The 20,187-nt window shown below is 71.2% G+C and carries 15 protein-coding genes and 1 pseudogene; 14 read left to right on the top strand and 2 right to left on the bottom strand.

Features of this window, described 5'->3' with window-relative positions:
- The 14 genes and pseudogenes from ACIO6U_RS09795 to ACIO6U_RS09730 all read left to right on the top strand — a co-directional run.
- Positions 1-100 (top strand): annotated as a pseudogene (locus tag ACIO6U_RS09795) (IS481 family transposase); the annotation flags it as partial.
- A gap of 280 nt (positions 101-380) precedes the next feature.
- Positions 381-929, top strand: coding sequence for an EF-hand domain-containing protein (locus tag ACIO6U_RS09790; protein WP_355335982.1), 549 nt, complete (start codon positions 381-383; stop codon positions 927-929).
- A 22-nt stretch (positions 930-951) separates the two neighbouring features.
- Complete coding sequence (locus tag ACIO6U_RS09785; RefSeq protein ID WP_401717102.1) at positions 952-1,368, top strand: ricin-type beta-trefoil lectin domain protein; 417 nt, start codon at positions 952-954, stop codon at positions 1,366-1,368.
- A gap of 496 nt (positions 1,369-1,864) precedes the next feature.
- On the top strand, positions 1,865-3,190 hold the full coding sequence (locus ACIO6U_RS09780) for a PP2C family protein-serine/threonine phosphatase (protein WP_401717099.1): 1,326 nt from the start codon (positions 1,865-1,867) through the stop codon (positions 3,188-3,190).
- 98 nt (positions 3,191-3,288) lie between these two features.
- Positions 3,289-5,112, top strand: coding sequence for an alkyl/aryl-sulfatase (locus tag ACIO6U_RS09775; RefSeq protein ID WP_401717096.1), 1,824 nt, complete (start codon positions 3,289-3,291; stop codon positions 5,110-5,112).
- A gap of 277 nt (positions 5,113-5,389) precedes the next feature.
- On the top strand, positions 5,390-6,319 hold the full coding sequence (locus ACIO6U_RS09770; protein ID WP_355335988.1) for an ABC transporter ATP-binding protein: 930 nt from the start codon (positions 5,390-5,392) through the stop codon (positions 6,317-6,319).
- On the top strand, positions 6,319-7,137 hold the full coding sequence (locus ACIO6U_RS09765; protein ID WP_391042550.1) for an ABC transporter permease subunit: 819 nt from the start codon (positions 6,319-6,321) through the stop codon (positions 7,135-7,137). Before ACIO6U_RS09770 ends, ACIO6U_RS09765 begins: the two co-directional genes overlap by 1 nt.
- Before the next feature lie 396 nt (positions 7,138-7,533).
- Complete coding sequence (locus ACIO6U_RS09760; RefSeq protein ID WP_391159316.1) at positions 7,534-8,796, top strand: histidine kinase; 1,263 nt, start codon at positions 7,534-7,536, stop codon at positions 8,794-8,796.
- Positions 8,793-9,464, top strand: a complete 672-nt coding sequence (locus ACIO6U_RS09755; RefSeq protein ID WP_355335994.1) for a response regulator transcription factor — start codon at positions 8,793-8,795, stop codon at positions 9,462-9,464. The genes ACIO6U_RS09760 and ACIO6U_RS09755 overlap by 4 nt, the downstream gene beginning before the upstream one ends.
- 282 nt (positions 9,465-9,746) lie before the next feature.
- Positions 9,747-10,196, top strand: a complete 450-nt coding sequence (locus tag ACIO6U_RS09750; protein ID WP_391042555.1) for a DUF2199 domain-containing protein — start codon at positions 9,747-9,749, stop codon at positions 10,194-10,196.
- 152 nt (positions 10,197-10,348) lie between these two features.
- The gene (locus ACIO6U_RS09745; RefSeq protein WP_401717091.1) at positions 10,349-10,690 is read left to right on the top strand and encodes an FG-GAP repeat domain-containing protein; all 342 of its coding nucleotides are present in this window, start codon (positions 10,349-10,351) and stop codon (positions 10,688-10,690) included.
- 236 nt (positions 10,691-10,926) lie between these two features.
- The gene (locus tag ACIO6U_RS09740; protein ID WP_401717088.1) at positions 10,927-12,195 is read left to right on the top strand and encodes a hypothetical protein; all 1,269 of its coding nucleotides are present in this window, start codon (positions 10,927-10,929) and stop codon (positions 12,193-12,195) included.
- A gap of 2 nt (positions 12,196-12,197) precedes the next feature.
- Positions 12,198-12,707 carry a hypothetical protein gene (locus ACIO6U_RS09735; protein ID WP_401717086.1) on the top strand — a complete coding sequence of 170 codons (510 nt, stop codon included), beginning with the start codon at positions 12,198-12,200 and terminating at the stop codon, positions 12,705-12,707.
- A 286-nt stretch (positions 12,708-12,993) separates the two neighbouring features.
- The gene (locus tag ACIO6U_RS09730) at positions 12,994-13,110 is read left to right on the top strand and encodes a DUF6368 family protein (protein ID WP_401717083.1); all 117 of its coding nucleotides are present in this window, start codon (positions 12,994-12,996) and stop codon (positions 13,108-13,110) included.
- Between the two features lie 433 nt (positions 13,111-13,543).
- Here the strand turns inward: ACIO6U_RS09730 and pglZ are convergent, their stop codons facing one another.
- Positions 13,544-16,348 carry a BREX-2 system phosphatase PglZ gene (gene pglZ, locus ACIO6U_RS09725; RefSeq protein WP_401717080.1) on the bottom strand — a complete coding sequence of 935 codons (2,805 nt, stop codon included), beginning with the start codon at positions 16,346-16,348 and terminating at the stop codon, positions 13,544-13,546.
- A complete protein-coding gene (locus tag ACIO6U_RS09720) occupies positions 16,348-20,187 on the bottom strand; it encodes a DUF6079 family protein (protein WP_391042564.1) in 3,840 nt (1,279 codons plus the stop codon). Before ACIO6U_RS09720 ends, pglZ begins: the two co-directional genes overlap by 1 nt.

Raw genomic sequence — 20,187 nt, 5'->3', positions numbered from 1 at the left:
AGACTTCCTCCACACCTACAACCACCACCGCACCCACACCGCACTCGGCGGCCAGCCACCCATCACCCGCGTCAACAACCCTCCAGGTCAATACACCTAGGCGTTCGCGAGGACCACGCAGGCGGTGAGGTGCCAGGTGGGGGCCGCGGAGCGGACGCGGCCGTCCGGCGTCTTCGCGCATCCGTCAGGGGTCGACTGCCGCGCGGCGGACGGGCGTTGGGGGCGGGGGCACCGCTGGCCCCAAAGGGTGAATGTCCATACATATGTGCTTGTGGTGGCGCGAGCGCGTCCCGGCCTACCGTTGATTGTTGCCCGCTGTCGCCGCGCGGCGGCGGGCACGGGTGCTTCGTGGTTCGGGTCGAGGTCGAGGGGGACCGCTCATGGCCAGCGCGTTTCAGGAGCAGAAGCTCAGGGGGATGTTCGGCGCGTTCGACGCCGACGGTGACGGCTACCTGCGCGAGGAGGACTTCAGGGCGCTCGTCGCCCGCTGGAACCGGCTGCCCGCGGTGGCGCCGGGCACGGAGTTGCGCGCACGCGTCGAGACGCTGCTGATGGGCTGGTGGGCGGCGCTGCTGGAGACCGGCGACACCAATGGGGACGGCGCGGTCGACTGGGGTGAACTGCTCGCGCTCGTCGACCGGTTGCCCACGATGATCGCGGACGTCGTCGCCACCGCCGACACCGTGTTCGAGGCCGTGGACGCCAACGGTGACGGCGTCATCTCCCCGGAGGAGCACCGCACGCTCGTGGAGACCTGGAACGGCCGGCCCGTCGACATGACCGGCGTCTTCGAACTCCTCGACCTCAACGGGGACGGCCACCTCAGCCGTGAGGAATTCACCCTGCTGTGGCGCCAGTTCTGGATCAGCGACGACCCGGCGGAGCCGGGCAACTGGCTGTGCGGACGGTTCCCGACGCAGCGGCACTGAGGTCGCCGCCGCGGGCCCGTGCGTGAGGCGCCGGGCCCGCGTCACGACGGCAGGCGCGATCACCTCCGGCATCCCCGGCAAGTGCGTCGACATCGCGAACAGCGGCACCGCGAACGGCACGGCCGTCCAGCTCTACACCTGCAACGGCACGGCCGCGCAGAAGTGGACGGTCACTCCCGGCGCGGGCGGTGCGGTCCGCGCGCTGGGCGGCTGCCTCGACATCACCGGGGCCGCCACCGCCAACGGCGCCCTCGTGGAACTCTGGGACTGCGACGGCGGCGCGAATCAGCGCTGGGTCGCGCGGTCCGACGGGCCGCTGCTCAATCCGCGGTCGGGCCGCTGCCTCGACGATCCGGGCTTCTCGACGGCCGACTGGACGCGGTTGCAGATCTGGGACTGCGACGGGGGCGCGAACCAGGCGTGGACGCTTCCGGGCTGAGCCCGGCCCGGCCTCGGGCGGGTGGGCGGCCGGTGCCCCGACAAGCCGGTGCGCGGGTCCCGGCCGCGGCGGGAGGGGCGTACGTGCCCGCGTACGTACGCCCCCGCGGTACGTCTCTACGCCCGCCCCCGACGCCCGGCCTCCCCGACCGGGCCCGGACCAGCCACCGGCCGCTCCCGGATCAGGCCCCGATCAGGCACCGGCCACGCCCCGGCCGCTCCCGGATCAGGCCCGGACCAGGCACCGGCCGCGCCCGCGGCCCCTGTGCTCACGATCACACCGCTCGGCGGCGCGGTGCCCGTGGCCGTGGCGTGCCCGGCTCCCCGCCGCCGCCCGGCCTCCCGCGGCGGGAGAATGTGGCCCGCACGGCCGCTCCCCGCCCCCGTCCGTGGTTATTGTTGCCATACGTCAAATGTTTGGCGTCCGTCGGTGTGCGCGGCGGCTCCTCTCTGGCCCCCGGTCGCGGGTGGCCGGGATCGTCCGGGAGGGCGCTGCGATGCAGGGTGTGGCTTTCCGGGGCGGGCTGCGGGCGGACGGGCTGCCCGCCGCGCTCGACGATCCGAGGCGGCTGGCCGCGGTGGCGGCGACCGGCCTGCTGGACACCGGTCCCGAGCCGGAGTTCGAGGACCTGGCGGCCCTGGCCGGTGCGGTGACCGGCTGCTCCCGGGCGTTCATCACGCTGGTCGACGAGCGCCGCTCGTTCTGGAAGTCGTGCGTCGGGGTCGACATCACGGAGATCGCGGGGCGGCAGAATCCGGTGCGGGAGAGCTTCTGCTACTTCCTGGTCGGCCTGGACGGCGAGCCCTTCGCCGTCGAGGACGCGGCCACCGACCCGCGCACCCGCGACCACCCCTCCGTACAGCCGATGAAGATCGGCGCGTGGGCGGGTTACCCGATCCTCGGACCGGGCGGCGAGGTGCTGGGCAGCATGTGCGTGATCGACGACCGCCCGCACGCCTGGCGCCCGACGGAACTGGCCACGCTGGCCACCCTCGCGCGGGCGGTCGGCAACGAGATCAATCTGCGGACCTCGCTGGAGACGGCGCGCACCGCGCTGGCCGCGACCACCGACCTCGTACGCAGCCTCCAGGACAGTTTCCTGCCGCCCGTCCTGCCGACGGTCTCCGGTCTGGACGCCGCCGCCTCGTACACCCCGGCGGACGGCGGCATGGTCGTCGGCGACTTCTACGACCTCTTCCAGGCCCGCGGCCCCTGGTGGTGCGCCACGATGGGCGACGTGTGCGGGAAGGGCCCGGAGGCCGCCAAGGTCACGGCGCTGGCCCGGTACACCCTGCGCGCGCAGGCCACGCAACACCTGTCGCCCGCCGTGGTCCTCGACCACCTCAATTCCGCGCTGCTCGACCAGCGCACGGACGGCCGGTTCCTGACCGCCGTGCACGCCACCTTCCGTACCACCGCCACCGGCGTGTCCGGCCGGCTGTGCACCGCCGGGCACCCGCCCGCCCTGATCCTGCGCGCCGACGGCCGCGTCCAGGAGTCGGGCCGCCGCGGCAGCCTGCTGGGCGTCCTGCCCGACGTGCACCTCACCGACGTCCGCTTCCGGCTCGCGCCCGGCGACACGCTTCTGCTCTACACCGACGGCGCCACCGAGGCCCGTCCCCGCCCCATCGTCCCGGGAGCACCGCGGCCGCTGTTCGGCGAGGAGAATCTCGCCGCCGCCCTCGCCGCCTGCCACGGCATGGACGCCCCTTCCGTCGTCCAGCGGATCGGCCGCGTCCTCGACGACCACAGCGGTGGGTGGGCGAGCGACGACACCGCCCTGCTGGCGCTCCGCGTCCCGCCCCGCACGGCCGGTATCTGACCCCGCCCGGCCCCCCGGGGCCGCCGCCCCCTGTTGACCTCAGCGATTCACTTCGGCGCCCTGAGGACAAAAGCCGCATAGCGCCCTAGCCTCATCTCATGGCTGACCTCCCTTTCGACGACGTCCGGGACTTCGCGAACGCCGACCGCGGCTTCGTCGCCGCGCCCGCGTCCACCGCGGTGACGGCCGAGGACGGGTCCGTGGTGTGGGACTGCGGGGCGTACGCGTTCATGACGGCGGCGCAGTGCCCGCCGACCGCGAATCCGTCGCTGTGGCGGCAGGGGCAGCTCTGCGCCCGGTACGGCCTGTACGAGGTCACGCGGGGGATCTACCAGGTCAGGGGGTTCGACCTGTCGAACATGACCCTGGTCGAGGGGGAGCGCGGCGTCGTCGTCATCGACCCGCTGATCTCGACGGAGACCGCGGCGGCGGCCCTGGCGCTGTACCGCGAGCACCGCGGCGACCGCCCGGTCACCGGATTGGTCTACACCCACTCCCACGGCGACCACTTCGGCGGCTCGCGCGCCATCGTCCCGCACGGCAGCGAGCAGGACATCCCGGTCCTGGCCCCGGCCGGATTCCTGGAGCACGCGGTCGCGGAGAACGTGTACGCGGGCACCGCGATGACCCGCCGTGCGGTCTACATGTACGGGGCGGAGCTGCCCAAGGGACCGGCGGGCCAGATCGGCGCCGGTCTCGGCGCGACGACCTCGACCGGCACGATCAGCCTGGTGCCGCCGACGGTGCACATCACCAGCACCGGGCAGGAGGAGACGGTCGACGGCGTACGCATCGCCTTCCAGCTCACCCCCGGCACCGAGGCCCCCTCGGAGATGAACTTCCTCTTCCCCGACCACCGGGCCCTGTGCATGGCCGAGAACGCCACCCACACGCTGCACAATGTGCTGACCCTGCGCGGCGCGGTCGTCCGCGACCCCCGGATCTGGGCACACTACCTCTCCGGGGCCCTGGCGATGTTCGAGGGCAAGGCGGACGTCGTCTTCGCCTCGCACCACTGGCCCACCTGGGGACAGGAGGAGATCACCGCGTTCCTCACCGGGCAGCGCGACCTCTACTCCTACCTCCACGACCAGACCCTGCGGCTCATCAACCAGGGCCTGACCGGCCCGGAGATCGCCGAGGAGCTCACCCTCCCGCCCGCTCTGGAACGTACGTGGGCGGCCCGCGGCTACTACGGCTCGGTCTCGCACAACGTCAAGGCGGTCTACCAGCGCTACATGGGCTGGTTCGACGGCAACCCGGCCCACCTGTGGGAGCACCCGCCGGTCGAGCAGGCCCGCCGCTTCGCCGCCGACTACGGCGGCACCGACGCCCTCGTGGCCAAGGGACGGGAGTACGCCGACGCCGACGACCTGCGGTTCGCCGCCACGCTCCTCAACCACGCCGTGTTCGCCGAGCCCGGACACCGGGGCGCGCGCGAGGCGCTGGCCGCCGTCTACGACCGCCTCGGCCAGGGCGCGGAGAACGGCACCTGGCGCAACTTCTACCTCACCGGCGCCATGGAGCTGCGCGGCCGCCTCGCCAAGGTCCGCCTCGACACCGCCAACCCCGAGATGGCCATGGCCCTCACCGTCGACCAGCTCATCGACTCCCTCGCCGTCCGCGTCGACGGCCCCCGCGCCTGGGACACCCGGCTGACGATGGACTGGCACGTCACCGACCACCGCCGCACCTGGCGCCTGACCCTGTCCAACGGCGCCCTCACCTACCGGTCCACTCCCGGCGCCCCCACCGCCACCACCGCGGACCTCACCCTGACCCTCACCCAAGCCCAGCTCCTCACCGCCCTCGCCACCCGGAACCTCGACAACGTCACCACCGAGGGCACCCCCGACACCCTCTCCCGCCTCCTCTCCCTCCTCGCCACCCCGGACCCGGACTTCCCCCTCGTCACGCCGTGAGCGCCGCCCGTCGTTCTGGGTGATGAGAGCGCACTGGTACCGCGGTACCAGTGCCGTGCCGAAGGGTCTCCCACGGTTCCAGGGATCGCCCCGCCCGCCCTCGTAACGTCGAAGGTGCGGGTCGCGCCGCGTTCTCGACGAGTGCGAGGAGTGCGATGAGTGCGAGGAGTGCGACGAGCGCGATGAGTGCGACGACTGCTGCGAACGCGGTGAGCGCGTGAGTTCCGTACGCGAGGCGTGCGCGCGGGACGTGAGAGGACCAGGGGACCAGAGGCCGATGATCGAAGTGCGTGAACTGACGAAGCGGTACGGGGACAAGACGGTGGTCGACCGGCTGTCGTTCTCCGTGAAGCCCGGTGAGGTGACGGGCTTCCTCGGGCCGAACGGCGCGGGGAAGTCGACGACGATGCGCATGATCGTCGGCCTGGACGCCCCGACCCGGGGCTCGGCGACCGTCGGGGGCCGCCCGTACGCCCGGCACCGGGCGCCGTTGCGCCAGATCGGTGTCCTGCTCGACGCCAAGGGGGTCCACCCGGGGCGCAGCGCGTTCGGGCACCTGAAGGCGCTCGCGCTCACGCACGGCATTCCGCGCGGCCGGGTGGACGAGGTCATCGAACTGGCGGGACTCGGCAGCGTGGCGGGCAAGCGGGTGGGCGCGTTCTCGCTCGGCATGGGCCAGCGGCTCGGCATCGCCGCCGCCCTGCTCGGCGACCCCGAGGCCGTCATGCTCGACGAGCCGGTCAACGGCCTCGACCCCGAGGGCGTGCTGTGGGTGCGCAATCTGCTGACCGGGCTGGCCGCCGAGGGCCGGGCCGTGATGCTCTCCTCGCACCTGATGAGCGAGATGGAGCTGATCGCCGATCACCTCGTGGTCATCGGGCGCGGACGGCTCCTCGCCGACACCTCGCTCAAGGACTTCACGCACCAGGCCGGCGGCGGCGGGGTGCGGGTTGTCAGCGGCGAGGCCGCCCGGCTGCGGGACGCGCTGGCCGCGCCCGGCGTCACCATCACGTCCTCCTCCGACGAGGAGTTGCTCGTCCACGGCTGGGCGGCCCGCGACATCGGTACGGTCGCCGCGCACTGCGGGATCGCGCTGTACGAACTGGCCCCGCAGACCGTCTCGTTGGAGACGGCCTTCATGCGCCTCACCCATGACTCCGTGGAGTACCACAGCGACCCCGCGGGCACTGAGCGGAAGGCCGCCTGATGACCACCGACACGATCGCCGTCGCCGTACGCGCCGACCGGGACGGGCAGGGGGTGACCGGCCGCCGCGTCCTGCGCTCGGAGCTGAGCAAGTTCCTTTCGCTGCGCTCCAGTTGGATCACCCTGGGGGCCTCGGTCGCCGTACTCGTCGCCTTCGGCGTGATCGCCGCCGCCGTCTACCGTCCCCCCGGCGCCGACGCGACCGGGACGCCCGACGACCCGGTCGGCCTCGCGCTGACGGGCGCGGGCGTCACCGGCCTGATCGTCGGCGTGCTCGGGGTGATGATGTCCGCGGGCGAGTACAGCACCGGCATGGTCCGTTCGACCTACGTGGCGGTGCCGCGCCGGTGGCCGGTCCTGGCGTCGAAGAGCGCCGTGATCGGCTCGCTGGTCCTGGTCCTCACCGCGGTCGCCGCCGTGGTCACCTTCGGCCTGGGCGCGGCGAGCCTGCGCGGCGACGACATCGCGCTGTCCCTGGGCGACGAGGGCGTGCTGCGCGGCCTGGTCGGCGCCGGTGTCTACCTCGCGCTGTTCGCCGTGTTCGGCGTGGCCCTGGGGACGCTGATCCGCTCCGCCTCCGGGAGCATCGCCGCCCTGGTCGGCCTGCTGATGCTGCTGCCCGGCCTGACCGCGCTGCTGCCCGACTCGCTCCAGGACGCGGTCGAGCGGTACACCCCCGGCAACGCGGGCTCGGCGATCTACGCCCTGCACAAGGCGTCGGACTCCCTGTCGCCCGGCGCGGGACTCGCCGTCTTCGCCGCCTGGGTGGCGGTGGCCCTGGGCGCCGCAGCCATCCGGCTGAAGCGGTCCGACGTCTGATCGTCGCGGCGGCCGACCGTTCGTCGTTCGTCGGAAGGGTCACCAGCGGTGACAATGAGGCTTATGCACCGGGACCGGGACTTCAGGGCCACGATCGCGGCCCGGGGCCGGGATGTCAGGGCCACGATCGCGGCTCGTGGCCGGGATGTCAGGGACGGGCTCGCGGCTCGTGGCCGGGATGTCAGGGCGCGGTTCCTGGCCGGGAGGCGGGATCTCAGGGTCGGGTTTCTGGCCAGGAGGCGGAACCCCCGCGTCGAGGTCTCCGCCCGGGACCGGGGCCCCGGGGCCGGATTCTCCGACCGCGACCCCCGAACCGCCTTCGCCGCCCCGGACCGGGGGACGCCGGTGCCGTCCCTCGGTCCCGAGGCCGCCCTGGGGCACCCGGTCCTGAACCTCATGCTGCGAGCCAGCGGCCTCCTGCGGGAGTACGACCGGCGGCACCCCTGGCTGCTGGACACCGCGGTCGTCCTGCTCTTCGCGGGCGTCTGCCTGCCCAACCTGCTCTCCGGCGGCGCGCCCGCGGCCGTCGCGGCGGCCGACGCGCACGGGGCGCCGTCGACCGCCACCCTCTACGTGCTGTTCGCCGCGCTCGTCCTGCCGCTGTGGTGGCGCCGCCGCGCCCCGGCCACCGTGCTGGTCGTGACGATCGCCGCCTTCCTCGTCCAGTCCGCGATGGACGCCGGGCTCGTCGCCTCGTTCAGCCCGCTCATCGCCCTGCACAATGTCGCCCGGCACAGCTCCCCGCGCGTGCTGGGCTGGGCCACCGCCGTGGCCGCCGCCGCGAACGTGGTCGACGTCTTCGCCCTGGAGCCCGCGGGCAGCGAGTTCCTCGTCCTCTTCTTCCTCCTCGGACTGGTGACCGCCGCCGTCGCCACCGGTCTGACCCTGCGGACCCGCAGGTTGTACCTGACCGCGCTGGAGGACCGCGCCCGGCGCCTGGAGGTCGAACGGGACCAGCGCGCGAGGCTCACCGCCGCCGCCGAACGCACCCGTATCGCCCGCGAGATGCACGACATCGTCGGCCACAACCTCTCCGTCATGGTCACCCTCGCCGACGGCGCCTCGACGCTCGCCGCCCGCAACAACGAGAGCTCGACCCCGGTCCTGCGCATGGTCGGCGACACCGGGCGGCAGGCGCTGGGCGAACTGCGCCGCGTGCTCGGCGTCCTGCGCGGGGACGACGACGCCGCGGACCGGCGGCTCAGACCCCAACCGGGCATCGGCGACCTCGACATGCTCCTCGCACGGGTCCGCGCGGCCGGCCTCGCGGTCACGTACCGCACCACGGGCGAACTCGCCAAGCTGGGCGAGGGCCTGCAACTCACCGTCTACCGCATCGTCCAGGAAGCCCTGACCAACACCCTCAAGCACGCCGGTACGGCCACCGCCTCGCAGGTCACCGTGACCGCCGACGCGGGGACGGTACGCATCCGCGTCACCGACACCGGCCCTCCGTCGCACGCCGCCGGCCCCGCGGCGCCCGCCACCGGGGACGACGAGCACGGCCACGGCCTCGTCGGCATCCGCCAGCGCGTCGCCCTCTACGGCGGTACGGTCACCATCGGCCCCACCACCGACCAGCCCGGATGGACCGTCGACGTCCAGCTCGACGCGACCGTCGACCCCACCGACCACAAGGCGGAAAGCCACCTGCCATGACCACCTCCGTGCTGATCGTCGACGACCAGCCCATGCAGCGCTTCGGCCTGCGCATGCTCCTCGAGGGCAGCCCCGGCGTGACCCCCGTCGGCGAGGCCACCCACGGCGCCGAGGCCGTCCGCATGGCCGCCGAACTGCGCCCCGACGTCGTCCTCATGGACATCCGCATGCCCGGCATGGACGGGCTGGAGGCCACCCGCCAGATCATCGCGGCCGGCGGCCGTACCCGCGTCCTCATCGTGACCACCTTCGACCTCGACGAGTACGCCTACGAGGGCCTGCGCGCCGGGGCCAGCGGCTTCCTCCTCAAGGACGCGGGCCCCGAGGAACTTGTCTCGGGCATCCAGGCCGTGGCCACCGGTGACGCCGTCGTCGCCCCCAGCCTCACCCGCCGCCTCCTCGACGCCCACGCCCACCACGTCCTCACCCCGCCCGACTCCCCGGCCGCCCAGGACCCCCGACTCCGCGAACTCAGCGCCCGCGAACGCGAAGTCCTCGTCGCCATCGGCAACGGCTGGACCAACTCCGAGATCGCCCGCCACCTCGTCCTCTCCGAGTCCACCGTCAAAAAACACGTCGGCCGCGTCCTCGCCAAGATCGGCGCCCGCGACCGCATCCAAGCCGTCATCCTCGCCTACGACGCCGGCCTGGTCCGCTCCAAACGCTGACCGCCGGAACGTACGGATTCCGCCGCCCTCCCGCCACGTCCCACGTCCCACGCTCGGCTCGGCCCGCGCCCGGCCCCGAGGTCTCGCGGGACGGCGGCTTCCGGCACGGAACCGATCCACCCGTACGCGCCCGGCGACGCGTACGGGCAACGGGAATCCCCGGGGCGCGGGCCCGAAACCTCGGGGTGCGGCCTTGCGCTTCGTGACCACTAGGATCCCGCCATGTCTGACGATCTCGGCTTCACGTGTTCGTGCTGCGGAAACCATCACGCGGAGCTCCCCATGAGCTACTCGACCCCCGCCCCGGACGTCTGGGACCCCGCCTTCGAGGCCGATACGAACAGCATGCTGTCGTCGGACCAGTGCGTCATCAGGGGCCAGCACTTCTTCATCAAGGGCCTGATCGAGATACCCGTGATCGGCGGCGAGGACGTCTTCTCGTGGGGCGTCTGGGTCTCCCTGAGCAAGGACAGTTTCACCCGCGCCGTCGACCTGTGGGACACCGAGGGCCGCGAGGCCGAGAAGCCGTACTTCGGCTGGCTCAGCACCGAGCTGTCCCTCTATCCCGAGAGCACCACCGACCTCAAGACCAACGCCCACACCCGGCCGCTCGGCACCCGCCCCTTCATCAAGCTCGAACCCACCGACCACCCCCTCGCCGTCGAACAGCGCACCGGAATCACGCCCGCCCGCGTCCGCGAGATCGCCACGGCGGTACTCCACCCGGCCTGACCACACCCGAGGCAAACCGGCAATGGCCCGGCGCCCGCGTTCCCGATCGCGTCAAGTACCCCACCACCGCCGGGCATCGGCTCGCCGGATCGGTGTCCCGCCAGCAGCCCGGCAGTGCGGGGGAAGGCGCGGGTGGTTCGTATCTGCGGACGATGACCTCGCTGAAGTTCTTCAAGACCGAGCGCGAGTGCACGGAGCCGTCCTACGGGTGGTGGCTGGCGGAGAAGAGCCCGGTGAAGGCGGGGTTCGGGGACATCGACGGCGACCGGTACGCGGACGTGCTGTCCCGCGACCTGGCCGGTCGGCTGTGGTTCGTTCCCGGCAGCAGCGGTCGCGGACGGCTGATCGGCCCCGGCTGGAATTCCATGACGGCGATGACCCGGCACGGCGACTTCACCGGTGACGGCATCGAGGACCGGCGCCGATTGGTACGGCCTCAACGGCACCTTCTGACCCCGGCACGCGCCAACTCCCGGCTCGCGCCGCGCAGTTGATCACCAGGTAGGAGGTGTCACTGTCGGCGTCGGCCGGGGCGCGGAGCCGCAGATCAGTCAGGTTGTCGGAGTCCGGGCCCGCCGCGCGGACCTCGGCGATCAAGACCGTGGACTGCTACGATCCTGGCGAATTCGAACGTGGGGGGCCGCCGGAGGATTCACGTTCCCGGCGGATCGGTACCGTTCGAACCGTCCCTCCTCACGCCTCACGCCTCGCGCCCCGCGCCACGCCGCCGTTGCCGGTTCCGGCGGATGTCATCAGCGCCGGTACGACCGGCTTCCTCTCGATCGGCCTGGACTCCGACCTGCTGTGGACCCGGTACGCGGGCGGCGCCACCACGCCGCTCGGCAGGGACATCGGCCGGTCCACCGCGACCTTGATGCACGGGTCGGTGTCCGACGTCGTGGCCCTGGAGCGCGGCACCGAGTACGACACGGACCACCGGGTGGAACTGCACGACATGGGGACCGGTGACATCTCGGTCGTTCCGTTGGGGAGGAACCGCTCCCTGAAAGGGGTCGTCGGATCGACGGTGGTGGCGTGCCGGGTGCCGTATCCCACGGATGACACGTGCACCGAGGCGCACTTGATGAGTGTCGCTGACGGAGTCACGACCGACCGGGTGGTCACGGGCCTGCCCGGCGGTGCCTTCGGACTGCGGGCGGCGGCCGCCACGACCGGCGCGCTCGCGCTGTCCTACAAGACCTCCGCGGCGGGCGGGACCACGGCCGACGGTCTCGCGGTGGTCGACCTCGCGTCCGGTACCGCGACCACGTCGCACCTCGCCTCGGCCGGATTCACGACCGCCATTTCCCCGGCGTACGTGTCCAGCGTGAGCACCGGGAACGCTCCGGTGCTGAGCGTGGAGAACCGGGCCACGGGCACGGTGACGCGGCTGTCCGCGCTGGGTCCCGGCTACCCCCTGACCGGCCTGGCAGGGAACTGGGCGGTGTTCGGTCCGAACACACAGCTCGGGGCGGGCTCGGCCGACTGGGACTTCTCCTTGCGGGCCGTCCCGGTGGGCGGCGGCGCCGTGCGCAAGGTCCTGGACCACGCCACCACCGTCGTCCCCGCGCCGGACGGCGCGGTGCTCGTGACGGGCGGCACCGTCGCCAAGGGCGAGGGCGTGTACCGAATTTCCGTCGGCCCCGACGGCGCGCCGGTCGCCGACATGGTCGCCAGCAAGGGAGCTCCGACCAAGCTCGCTCTCCTCGGCTCCAGCGTCCCCGCGGTGGCGACTCTCGACCCGGCGCCGTGGAAGGCGCGGTGGCAACTGTCCCGCAGTAACGCCGAAGTGACCGTCACCCTGCGCCACACCGCGACGGGAGCCGTGGGCCGGTGGCATCTGGACCGGACCGACAACACCACCGATTGGGTGCGGATGGACTGGGCCGGGCGGATCTTCATGGACTGGACGGGGGGATCGACAGCGGCTCCGCCCCCAATGGCGCCTACACCTGGCAGATCACGGCGAAGCCGTACGACAATCTCGGGCCGACGCTGAACGTGAGCGGCGGCTTCACCGTCGCGCGCCCGCCCGCTCCGCACGACTACACCGACAACGGCTCCCCGGACATCCTGGCCCGCGACAGTTCCGGCGTCCTGTGGCGCGAGGACACCGTGTACTACCCCGAGAGCCACCAACTGACCGGCTCCGACCGGGTCAAGGTCGGGCCGGGCTGGAACATCTACAGCCGGATCGTCGCGGTCGGCAACGTCGCCGGCTCCTCAGCCGGTGACCTGATCGCCCGGGACAACGCGGGCGTCCTGTGGCTCTACACCGGTACGGGCAAGGGCACGTTCGCCGCGCGGACGAAGATCGGTCCGGGCTGGAACGTCTACACCCAGATGTTCGGCATCGGCGACAGCAACATCGACGGCAAGCCCGACCTCATCACCCGGGACAGCACCGGCACGACATGGCGCTACCTCGGCACCGGAAACGCCGCCGCCCCCTTCGCCAAACGAGAGCTCACCGGCGTCCTCCCCGCCCACCCGTACAACACCGCCCTCTGACCGCCAGTTCCCCGCCGCGTAGCAACTCGCGCGCTATCCGCGTGATCCATGGGGGACGATGACCCGGCCGGATGCCCTCCGAGCCACGGCCGGACCAGTATTGGCGACCGATCCGGCGGAGTCCGTCCCCGCACTGGTCCGCTCCGCGGCACCGAACACGCCGACGAGGCGGACCAGGAACCCCTGACGGGCCCCACCCCGCCCCCCGCCGACCACGTCGTCACGGCCTCCCTGACAGCCGCTGTCACGGACATGGCCGGCGGCGTCGCCAACGCCGAACTCGCGTGTGGTTGTCCCTCCGGGCAACCTCGCTGTGATGACCGAACCGTGGACCGCCGCATACGGCTCAGCGAAGTTCCTCAGGGCATGGGCCCAACAGCCGGGCTTCCGCCTCCTGAAATAGTCGGACTCAGTCCCCCCGCTGATCGCAGCCCCATCCTTCGAACCTGCCGTCAGCACGTACCGCATCTGGGCCGCCCGCGCCTCCAACCTCGACCACCCGGGAGGCTCCCACAACGCCGTGGGGGCGGTCTTCCGCATCGGAAGACCGCCCCTCACCTGCAGTTTCACCAGTCGCAGCGGCGGGATTTGAACCCACGACCACTTCGTCCCGAATGAGGCCCTGACCCCTCCCTGACCTGCGGGATTCGGGAAACCGCAGGTCAGGGGGTTGGTAAGGGTTGGTCTGAGCGGGTCTCGGGAGGCGGGTTTTTCATGATCGTCTCCCAATTTTCTCCCAGCGGGGCCACACGAGATGTGCCGCGATGACACCCGGGCGTCGAACGGCATCGTCGGAGCCGTGGCCGGCTCCGTGCAGGGCGAGGCCCGCAACGGACCTACCCCTCAAGCCCGAACTGGGCTCTCAGCCACGGCGGGTTGAGCTTCAGTGTCTTGTTGTCAGGGAGGAGCTCGAGGACCTGGACTCCGTCCATGTTCAGGAGCTGGGTGAGGATGGCGGCGTAGCCGCGAGCCCGGGCCGGTGGCATGCCCGCGGCGGCGGCCACAGCTGTCAGAGGGAGGGTGTTGTTCTCACAGAGTGCTGCGAGGGCCTGGCGAAGTCTCTCCGGGTCCTGTTTGCGAGGGAGGAGAGCGAGCTGGTCGCTGAAGGCTCGGGAGGCGAAGAGGTCGTCCAGGAGCTGCTCCACCGGCGACTGAGCTGCCACGGCTGGCAGTGTTCCCTCGGTCGCGGAGGGTTTGGGGGACACCGCGATGTCGAACAGACCCGCGTCCTGTGGAGCGGACTTCTTTGGGGTGCGCCTAGGCTTCGTCTCCTGTGCCGTCCCGGTCTCCGTGGAGGGCGGTGTCGAGGTCGTGCGCAGGCGCGTGGTGTCCAGTTTCCACCAGTCCGGCTCGTAGGTGTCAGTGAGTTGCCGCCAACCTGGTGGGATGTGCTCGGTCGAACCGTCCGGCAGGTACGCGAGCACAGGGATGGTGAACTCGGCCGGGTGGACTCCTCCGTGGTATCCGGCGGCGCGGCTCGTGTAGCGGGTGTCGGCCGACCACAGGGCGACGATGGGGCCCCCGACCACTCGTGGGCCAGCGAGCACCGTCTCCGCTTCGCTGACCAGTGGTTCGGCGACACCGTCCGGGACGTCGCGATAGCGGGCGTTGACGGCCTCGGGGGTGGGGACCTTCACGCCCCGGTGCTCCAGTACGTGACCGTGGTCGCTGGTGATCAGTACGGCCATGCCTCGTCGGCGGGCCTCGTCCAGGAGCGGGGTCAGGGCATCGATGTCATCGATCGTCCAGTCCCATTCGTCGAGGCGTTCGTCATTCTGCAGGCCGTCGTCGACGGTATTGAGGACGACCGCGAGGTGTGAGACATCGTCGGCCAGCGCGGCCTCCAGGGCGGGCCCGAAGCGTCCACCTGTGCTGGTCGGACGGAGGTCGTCCTTGTGGAAAACGGCCGCCTTGTGCCCCGACCACAGTCGCAGGGACGGGAATTCACGTTTCTCGGTCTTCTGGTCCCCTCGTTGCAGGGTGCCGGTGAGGAGAGTGGTACGGCTGACGGCGGTGACGGTGGGCAGGGCGGCGGCCATCGCTTGGCGGGTGGGGGGCGTTTGCTTCTCGCCGGTGGGGTCGTACTCGGTCCAGTTCGCCGCAAGTTCCTCGCCGAGCTGTCCCGCCAGGGCGGCACTCATGCCGTCCACGACGAGCAGCATCAGTCGCCGCTGGGACTTCACCACAGGCTTCGCGACCCGCTCGAGGAAGGACTCGACCGTCAGCATCGAACCGGGAGCGGTACCCGCTGTAGTCCATTCGGCGACCCGCTCGGCAAAAGCCCGGTCCATGCGGCGCCGCACCTTACGCACGTCGGCGCCGAGCGCGTCGTAGGCGACGGACAGGACGGGCTCGGTATCGCCGCCCGCCTCCAGGTACTCCAAAGCACGGTCGGCCCAGGAGAGTTCGGCGTTGTAGTGGGCGAGGGCGCCCGCGACGGTGTCCGGTGTCCATTCAGGTTCGGCGGCCAACCACTGCACCAGGCGCACGGCCATCCGGGCGCGGCCGATCCGGGTGCGGGCCGTCTCGGCAAGGTGGTGCGCCTGCACTGCGCGTAGCGCCGTATGGCAGGCGTCGAGATCGCGGCCGGCAATCGCCGAACCCACGGCGGCCAGGCGCGCTTCGAGTCCTGCGGGCAGGTAGGGGCTGTGGCGTACGGCCTCGGTCGCACCCAGATGTCCGGCGAGCCGTTCGGCGTCCGGGGTGACCTCGGCGAGGAGCTGTGCGTTGCGTGCGACGAGGTTCTCGGCGGATTCCCCGTAGCGCCGCATGGCCTCGTCGGTGAACTCGCGGCCGAGTATGTTCTCCGCTCGGCCGCGCGCCCGGTAGACCTCGGGGCCGTTCGGGGCGTGCTGCCACAGCGCGGCGGCGACAAGCCCGAACGGCAGGGCGACCGACGGCTCGTCGTGCTCGGCGATCGACAGAAGGGCATCGGCGGTCGGACCGGCCTGGTCCACCTCGGCGAGGAAGCGCCGCAGCCCGGCACGCTCCCCGTCGCGCAGCGCGCGGTAGGCGCGCGGCCCCTCGGAGGAGGTGCGGCTCCACAGCAGCAGAGTGTCGATGTCGAGCTGGGCGTCCGCGCCGAGCAGCAGCCGCCGCCGCGCGAGGGCGGTGAGGGCGTGCGTACGGGACAGTACCTGCCGGTTGAGGCCGGGCCAGCCGCCCGCGGGGGTGGCTTCGAGGAGTGCCTCGGCCACCCCCCAGGTCTCGTCGCCGAGTCGTGGATCGATACCGGAGGCGGCGAAGGTCTCGCGGATGAGGTCCCAGTTGTCGACGTGCTGGATGGCGTGCCGGTACGCGCGGACCAGGATGCCGGGGTCGAGTTCGGCGTCCTCCCGGTCGGTAAGCAGGACGAGCAGCGACGGGTCCCCTACCGAACCGGGACCAGGGGCGTCGAGGTGGCTGAGCGCCTCCTCGTAGATGGCGAGCACGGACGGCGCGGCAGCCACCCGTGCGCGCCGGCCGCCGTTCCAGGGCAGGATCGCCTGCTCCTCCCACGTGGGTGCCGAACGCAGGAGCACCACCTGGCGAGCGTCGCCGTCCGGCTGCTCGGGGCCTTTGAGCAGCGCGCGCTGACCCGCAAGGTAGTTCGCGACGGCGGTGGGCGTGAGGCGGGCGATGCCCCGACCGGCCTGGGGCATCAGTCGACCACCTTCCACGTGATCTCGATGGCCTTGCCGGCATGCGCAGCCGCCACCTGGTGCAGGGCCTGCTCGACCTCGGCAGCGCTGCCCCGCACCGAGCCTGTACGAGCAGTGGTCTCGACCTTCGAGTGCGAGGTGTCGGCGGTCAGCGGCACCTGGTCCGGGGTGGGCAAGGCCGGGGTGGCAACCGGTGGTTCGGTCCGCCTCTGCTGTTGCCGCTGGACGGCCAGGGCCTGGGTGATCGCCCGCTGAGCACGCGGCAGGGCGTCCTGCAGCTTCCTGCTGAACTGGTCCTCGCGCGCGTCCTCCTGGAGGGTGGTGAGGGCATCCATGCCCGCGCCGAGTTCGAGCACGTCCCAGGACGCGTTCTGCAGGGCGGACGCCACCGCGTCCGCCGTCGTGACGGATGAGCCGATCCGTTCCGGCGTCAGTTCGCCGAGGCCGAAGGCGGCGAGGGCCTCGACGACCCGCTTGGCCCCGCGTCCCTTCTCGGCGAGCAGCTCCTCGAGCAGGGCAAGGCCGCGGCGTGCGGTGTGCAGACGGCCGGTGACGGCGGTGTCGTCGAGGCCGAGGAAGTCCGCTCGCCGCTCCAGCTCGGCCACCAGCTCGCGATTGGCCGGCAAGAGCTTGTCGACTTCGGTACGCACCAGATCGGCGAAGGAGTTGACGATCCGCCCGCGCAACTGCACGAGGGCCTTCTTGCCGAAGACCTTCTCGCAGCGCGCGCGGGCCGACTCCCAGTCCGGCTCGGAGGGCAAGGGCTGGCGCCGCAACGCCCAGCCGTCCTTGATCTCGCCCAGCTTGAGGTCGGCTACGGGGGCCCCGCCGATGACCCACACTCGGTCCTCCATCTCGCCGTACGCGGCCGCGATGAGCTGCTGGATGTGGGTCGGGAGCCCCATACGCTGCGGTTCGTCCATCCACGCGGTCAGCGAGCCGTAGCCTATGTCCGGGTTCGGGTCGTTCTTCGCGAGCCGGTTGAAGTGCTCGCGCCAATGCCCGCTGAGGGTGAAGTAGCTCTCCCCCATCGTGCCGAGCTTGAGCGGCTGTGCGACCGTCCGCATCAGCTCCTGGTCTCCGCGCGCGATCTCCGCCTTGCCCTCGCGGGCCCCGGCAGCGTCGCTGATGTACCCGAGGACGGTACGCGCCTGGGCGGGCGTGACGGCCTGTGCGCCGAGGTCGGGGTGCGCCGGGTACTGCCAGGCGAGCATCTTGCCCGCAATGTCACGGATCGCTTCGCGCGGTGCGGCGCTCAAACCGAGCGCGGGCGTGGTCGCGCCCGGCTTGGTGGCGATGTGGTCCGAGAAGTCGTCGAGGACGTCCCCCTCCTGCTTTTTTGCCAGGCCATACGCCTGCTTGAACGCGGCGAGAACCCGGTCGCGCAGGGTGTCGGCCTGCGTGGCGAGCAGCCCTCGTGCTCGCACCCGGTCGTCGGGGCCGAGGTGAGCGGCAAAACGGCTGTCGAAGTCGCTGCCGCTGTTCAGGATCCGCTTGATGACCACGTACCGGTTGAAGTCCGCATACATCGTCGTCGTCATATGGGTGGGCACCCAGGCAAGGGAGTGCTGGACTTCGGGGTGCCGCTCCCAGAAGCTGTTCATACGGTTCAGGTCCTCGCGCGGCCCGAACTCGCCCTCGTCCCACGGAAGGTCGACGACGAGTCGCCAGGTCTCTGTGTCGGTCGGAGTGAGCGTGGAGTCGGGGGTCTCCTCCCGGTCGGCGATATTGGCGAAGACGACCTCGGTACGCCGCTTGCTGCCCCGCCAGGTGAAGTCGACGGTGTCGTACGCGTCGAAACCGCCCTGCCCCTTGGCCACGGTCAGTGCGAACTCCGAGCGCAGTAGCTCGACAGCGGCATCGTGACGGTAGCGGGGCTTGTCGAAGGCTTCGCGGCCGTTACGGACGACAGAGTCGATGTCCACACCGGTCAGTTCCAGGCGTACGGTCATCGCCACGCCGTCGCCCGCGAGCTTGATCTCAGGGATGCGGCCCGCCCACTCCTTCAGTTTGTTGATCAAAGCGGGTATCTCGCCGCCGGGGAGGAGCGCCTTGATGGTGCCGGCGTTGAGGGCCAGGAGCCGCTTGACCGTCATGTTCTGGAAGGCGGGCGCGGCGGGCGCGAGGGCGGACAGGACAAGGGTCGACATCAACCGGTCGTCGTCGGTGAACTGCTTGAGCCTGCGGGAGAGGTCACCATCCTCGATGGCGGCAGGGTCCTGTTGGTACGCCGCGACCTGCCTCGGTTCGACCCGGTGCTGGTCGAGGAGGTAAGGACGCATCCGGTTGCGGTACAGCCGGTCTGCCTCCTCGAACACAGCCCGCAGCTCGTCGGTGAACGGCTTGTCGCCGCCGCCCGAGATCAGTGCCCAGACGTCGCCGAGCGGTACCAGCTCGCCAACGCGCAGCAGATTGCGCCGCGCGGCGAGGAGTTCACCCATCAGTTTGAGGCCGGTGCGCGAGCGCTGAAGGGCCGAGGACAGGTGGACGAGGGTGTCCATGAAGGCTGGCGAGAAGGGGTACGTGAAGCGGAACGCGGTCTCCGTGGCACCCACGTTGTTCCCGTCGCCGCCCAGGAGTTCGTCCCAGAACTTGGCGTTGGTGGACTTCGCCTTCTTGAACGCCTCCCCGATCACCGCATTCGCCTCGGTCGACAGCGGCCTCAGGAGGCGCGAGTGGGCTATCTGAGGAAGGTTGCGATCCTCTAGGCTGATGCGGTCGAACCGCCCCGAGGCAAGTTCCAGGTTGTCGACGATGGCGCGCTGATAGCGGCCCCCGTCCTCAGCAGACCCGACCAGGTCGCGAAGGTCGCGCTGGCGGGCGATGAACGACACGACGGGGACGGCCCGGCGTTCGTCGCCACCCTCCACCAGGTTCGTGATCTTCGCGGTCTCGCGGGATACGAACTCCGAGGAGGAGATACGGGAGGCGAACCAAAGGATCAGCTCGTCGAGGAAGAGCACGATCCCGTCGTAGTTCAGACTCTTCGCGTGCTGGGCGATCACCGACAGGCCCCGGTCGAGGCTGATGAAGCCGCCGTCCTGCTCGACGGCGCGCTCCTCGTAGCCGGGCAGCACCTTGGCGGTGTCCTGGGCAAGCCGGGCCCGCAGCTCCCCCGGGGCGGACGGGTCAGCGGGGTTGAACTCCTCTCCGACCTCCAGCTCCTCGGCGGCCATGGCCTCATCGAGCAGCTCGGAGGTCCAGGCGAAATCGGCCCCGAACTCGCCCCAGTCTCCGCTGGTTTCGGCAGGCACGGCACCCGCCAGGAACTCGATCACGGCCTCGTCGCCCAGCCGTTCCCGCATGGACTGCAGGTCTCGGAACATGGCATCGGTGCGGTACACCCGCGGGGTCGAAGCCTTGGGCTCTAACTCCTTGATCCGCTTGACGTACCCGCCGAGGATCCGCTGCTCCATCGACTTGGCGTCGAGCATGTGCACCGGCACCATCAGGAACCGCCGGTGGCCGTCCTGCAGCCACCCGTTCTTCGCGAACACCGGGTCGAAGTCGGTCTTGTTGCGAGCCGCCGGAGCCTGGTTGAGCAGGGCGTGCAGTACGGCCATGAAGTGCGACTTACCGGCACCGAAGGAGGCGTGCAGATACGCGGCCTTCGAGGAGTGGCTGTCCACCGCCGACTTGATAATGCCGAGGGCCTCGTTGAAGTGCTGCACGAGGTCGTCGGTGACGACGTAATCGGCCAGAGCCTTCTCAGCGCCCTCGGGTGTGGTGGCGTCGGCGAGCTGGAGGACGTAGTCGGAGCTGGACACCTCCGGCTTGATGTGGATCAGCTCGCGGAGGAGGGGGGTGCCGGGGTTGCCGTTTGCGGGGTTCGCTGCCAT

Source organism: Streptomyces sp. NPDC087422, assembly GCF_044744145.1.
Lineage (GTDB): Bacteria > Actinomycetota > Actinomycetes > Streptomycetales > Streptomycetaceae > Actinacidiphila.
The sequence above is the reverse complement of the archived record's forward strand: the minus strand, read 5'-3'. Positions and strand labels throughout refer to the sequence as shown.

What these genes read in the sequence shown, in the direction of transcription:
- ACIO6U_RS09790 (WP_355335982.1), top strand. Translation starts at nt 381, where the DNA reads ATGGCCAGCGCGTTTCAGGAGCAGAAGCTCAGGGGGATGTTCGGCGCG.
- ACIO6U_RS09780 (WP_401717099.1), top strand. Translation starts at nt 1,865, where the DNA reads ATGCAGGGTGTGGCTTTCCGGGGCGGGCTGCGGGCGGACGGGCTGCCC.
- ACIO6U_RS09775 (WP_401717096.1), top strand. Translation starts at nt 3,289, where the DNA reads ATGGCTGACCTCCCTTTCGACGACGTCCGGGACTTCGCGAACGCCGAC.
- ACIO6U_RS09770 (WP_355335988.1), top strand. Translation starts at nt 5,390, where the DNA reads ATGATCGAAGTGCGTGAACTGACGAAGCGGTACGGGGACAAGACGGTG.
- ACIO6U_RS09765 (WP_391042550.1), top strand. Translation starts at nt 6,319, where the DNA reads ATGACCACCGACACGATCGCCGTCGCCGTACGCGCCGACCGGGACGGG.
- ACIO6U_RS09760 (WP_391159316.1), top strand. Translation starts at nt 7,534, where the DNA reads ATGCTGCGAGCCAGCGGCCTCCTGCGGGAGTACGACCGGCGGCACCCC.
- ACIO6U_RS09755 (WP_355335994.1), top strand. Translation starts at nt 8,793, where the DNA reads ATGACCACCTCCGTGCTGATCGTCGACGACCAGCCCATGCAGCGCTTC.
- ACIO6U_RS09750 (WP_391042555.1), top strand. Translation starts at nt 9,747, where the DNA reads ATGAGCTACTCGACCCCCGCCCCGGACGTCTGGGACCCCGCCTTCGAG.
- ACIO6U_RS09745 (WP_401717091.1), top strand. Translation starts at nt 10,349, where the DNA reads ATGACCTCGCTGAAGTTCTTCAAGACCGAGCGCGAGTGCACGGAGCCG.
- pglZ (WP_401717080.1), bottom strand. Translation starts at nt 16,348, where the DNA reads ATGCCCCAGGCCGGTCGGGGCATCGCCCGCCTCACGCCCACCGCCGTC.
- ACIO6U_RS09720 (WP_391042564.1), bottom strand. Translation starts at nt 20,187, where the DNA reads ATGGCAGCGAACCCCGCAAACGGCAACCCCGGCACCCCCCTCCTCCGC.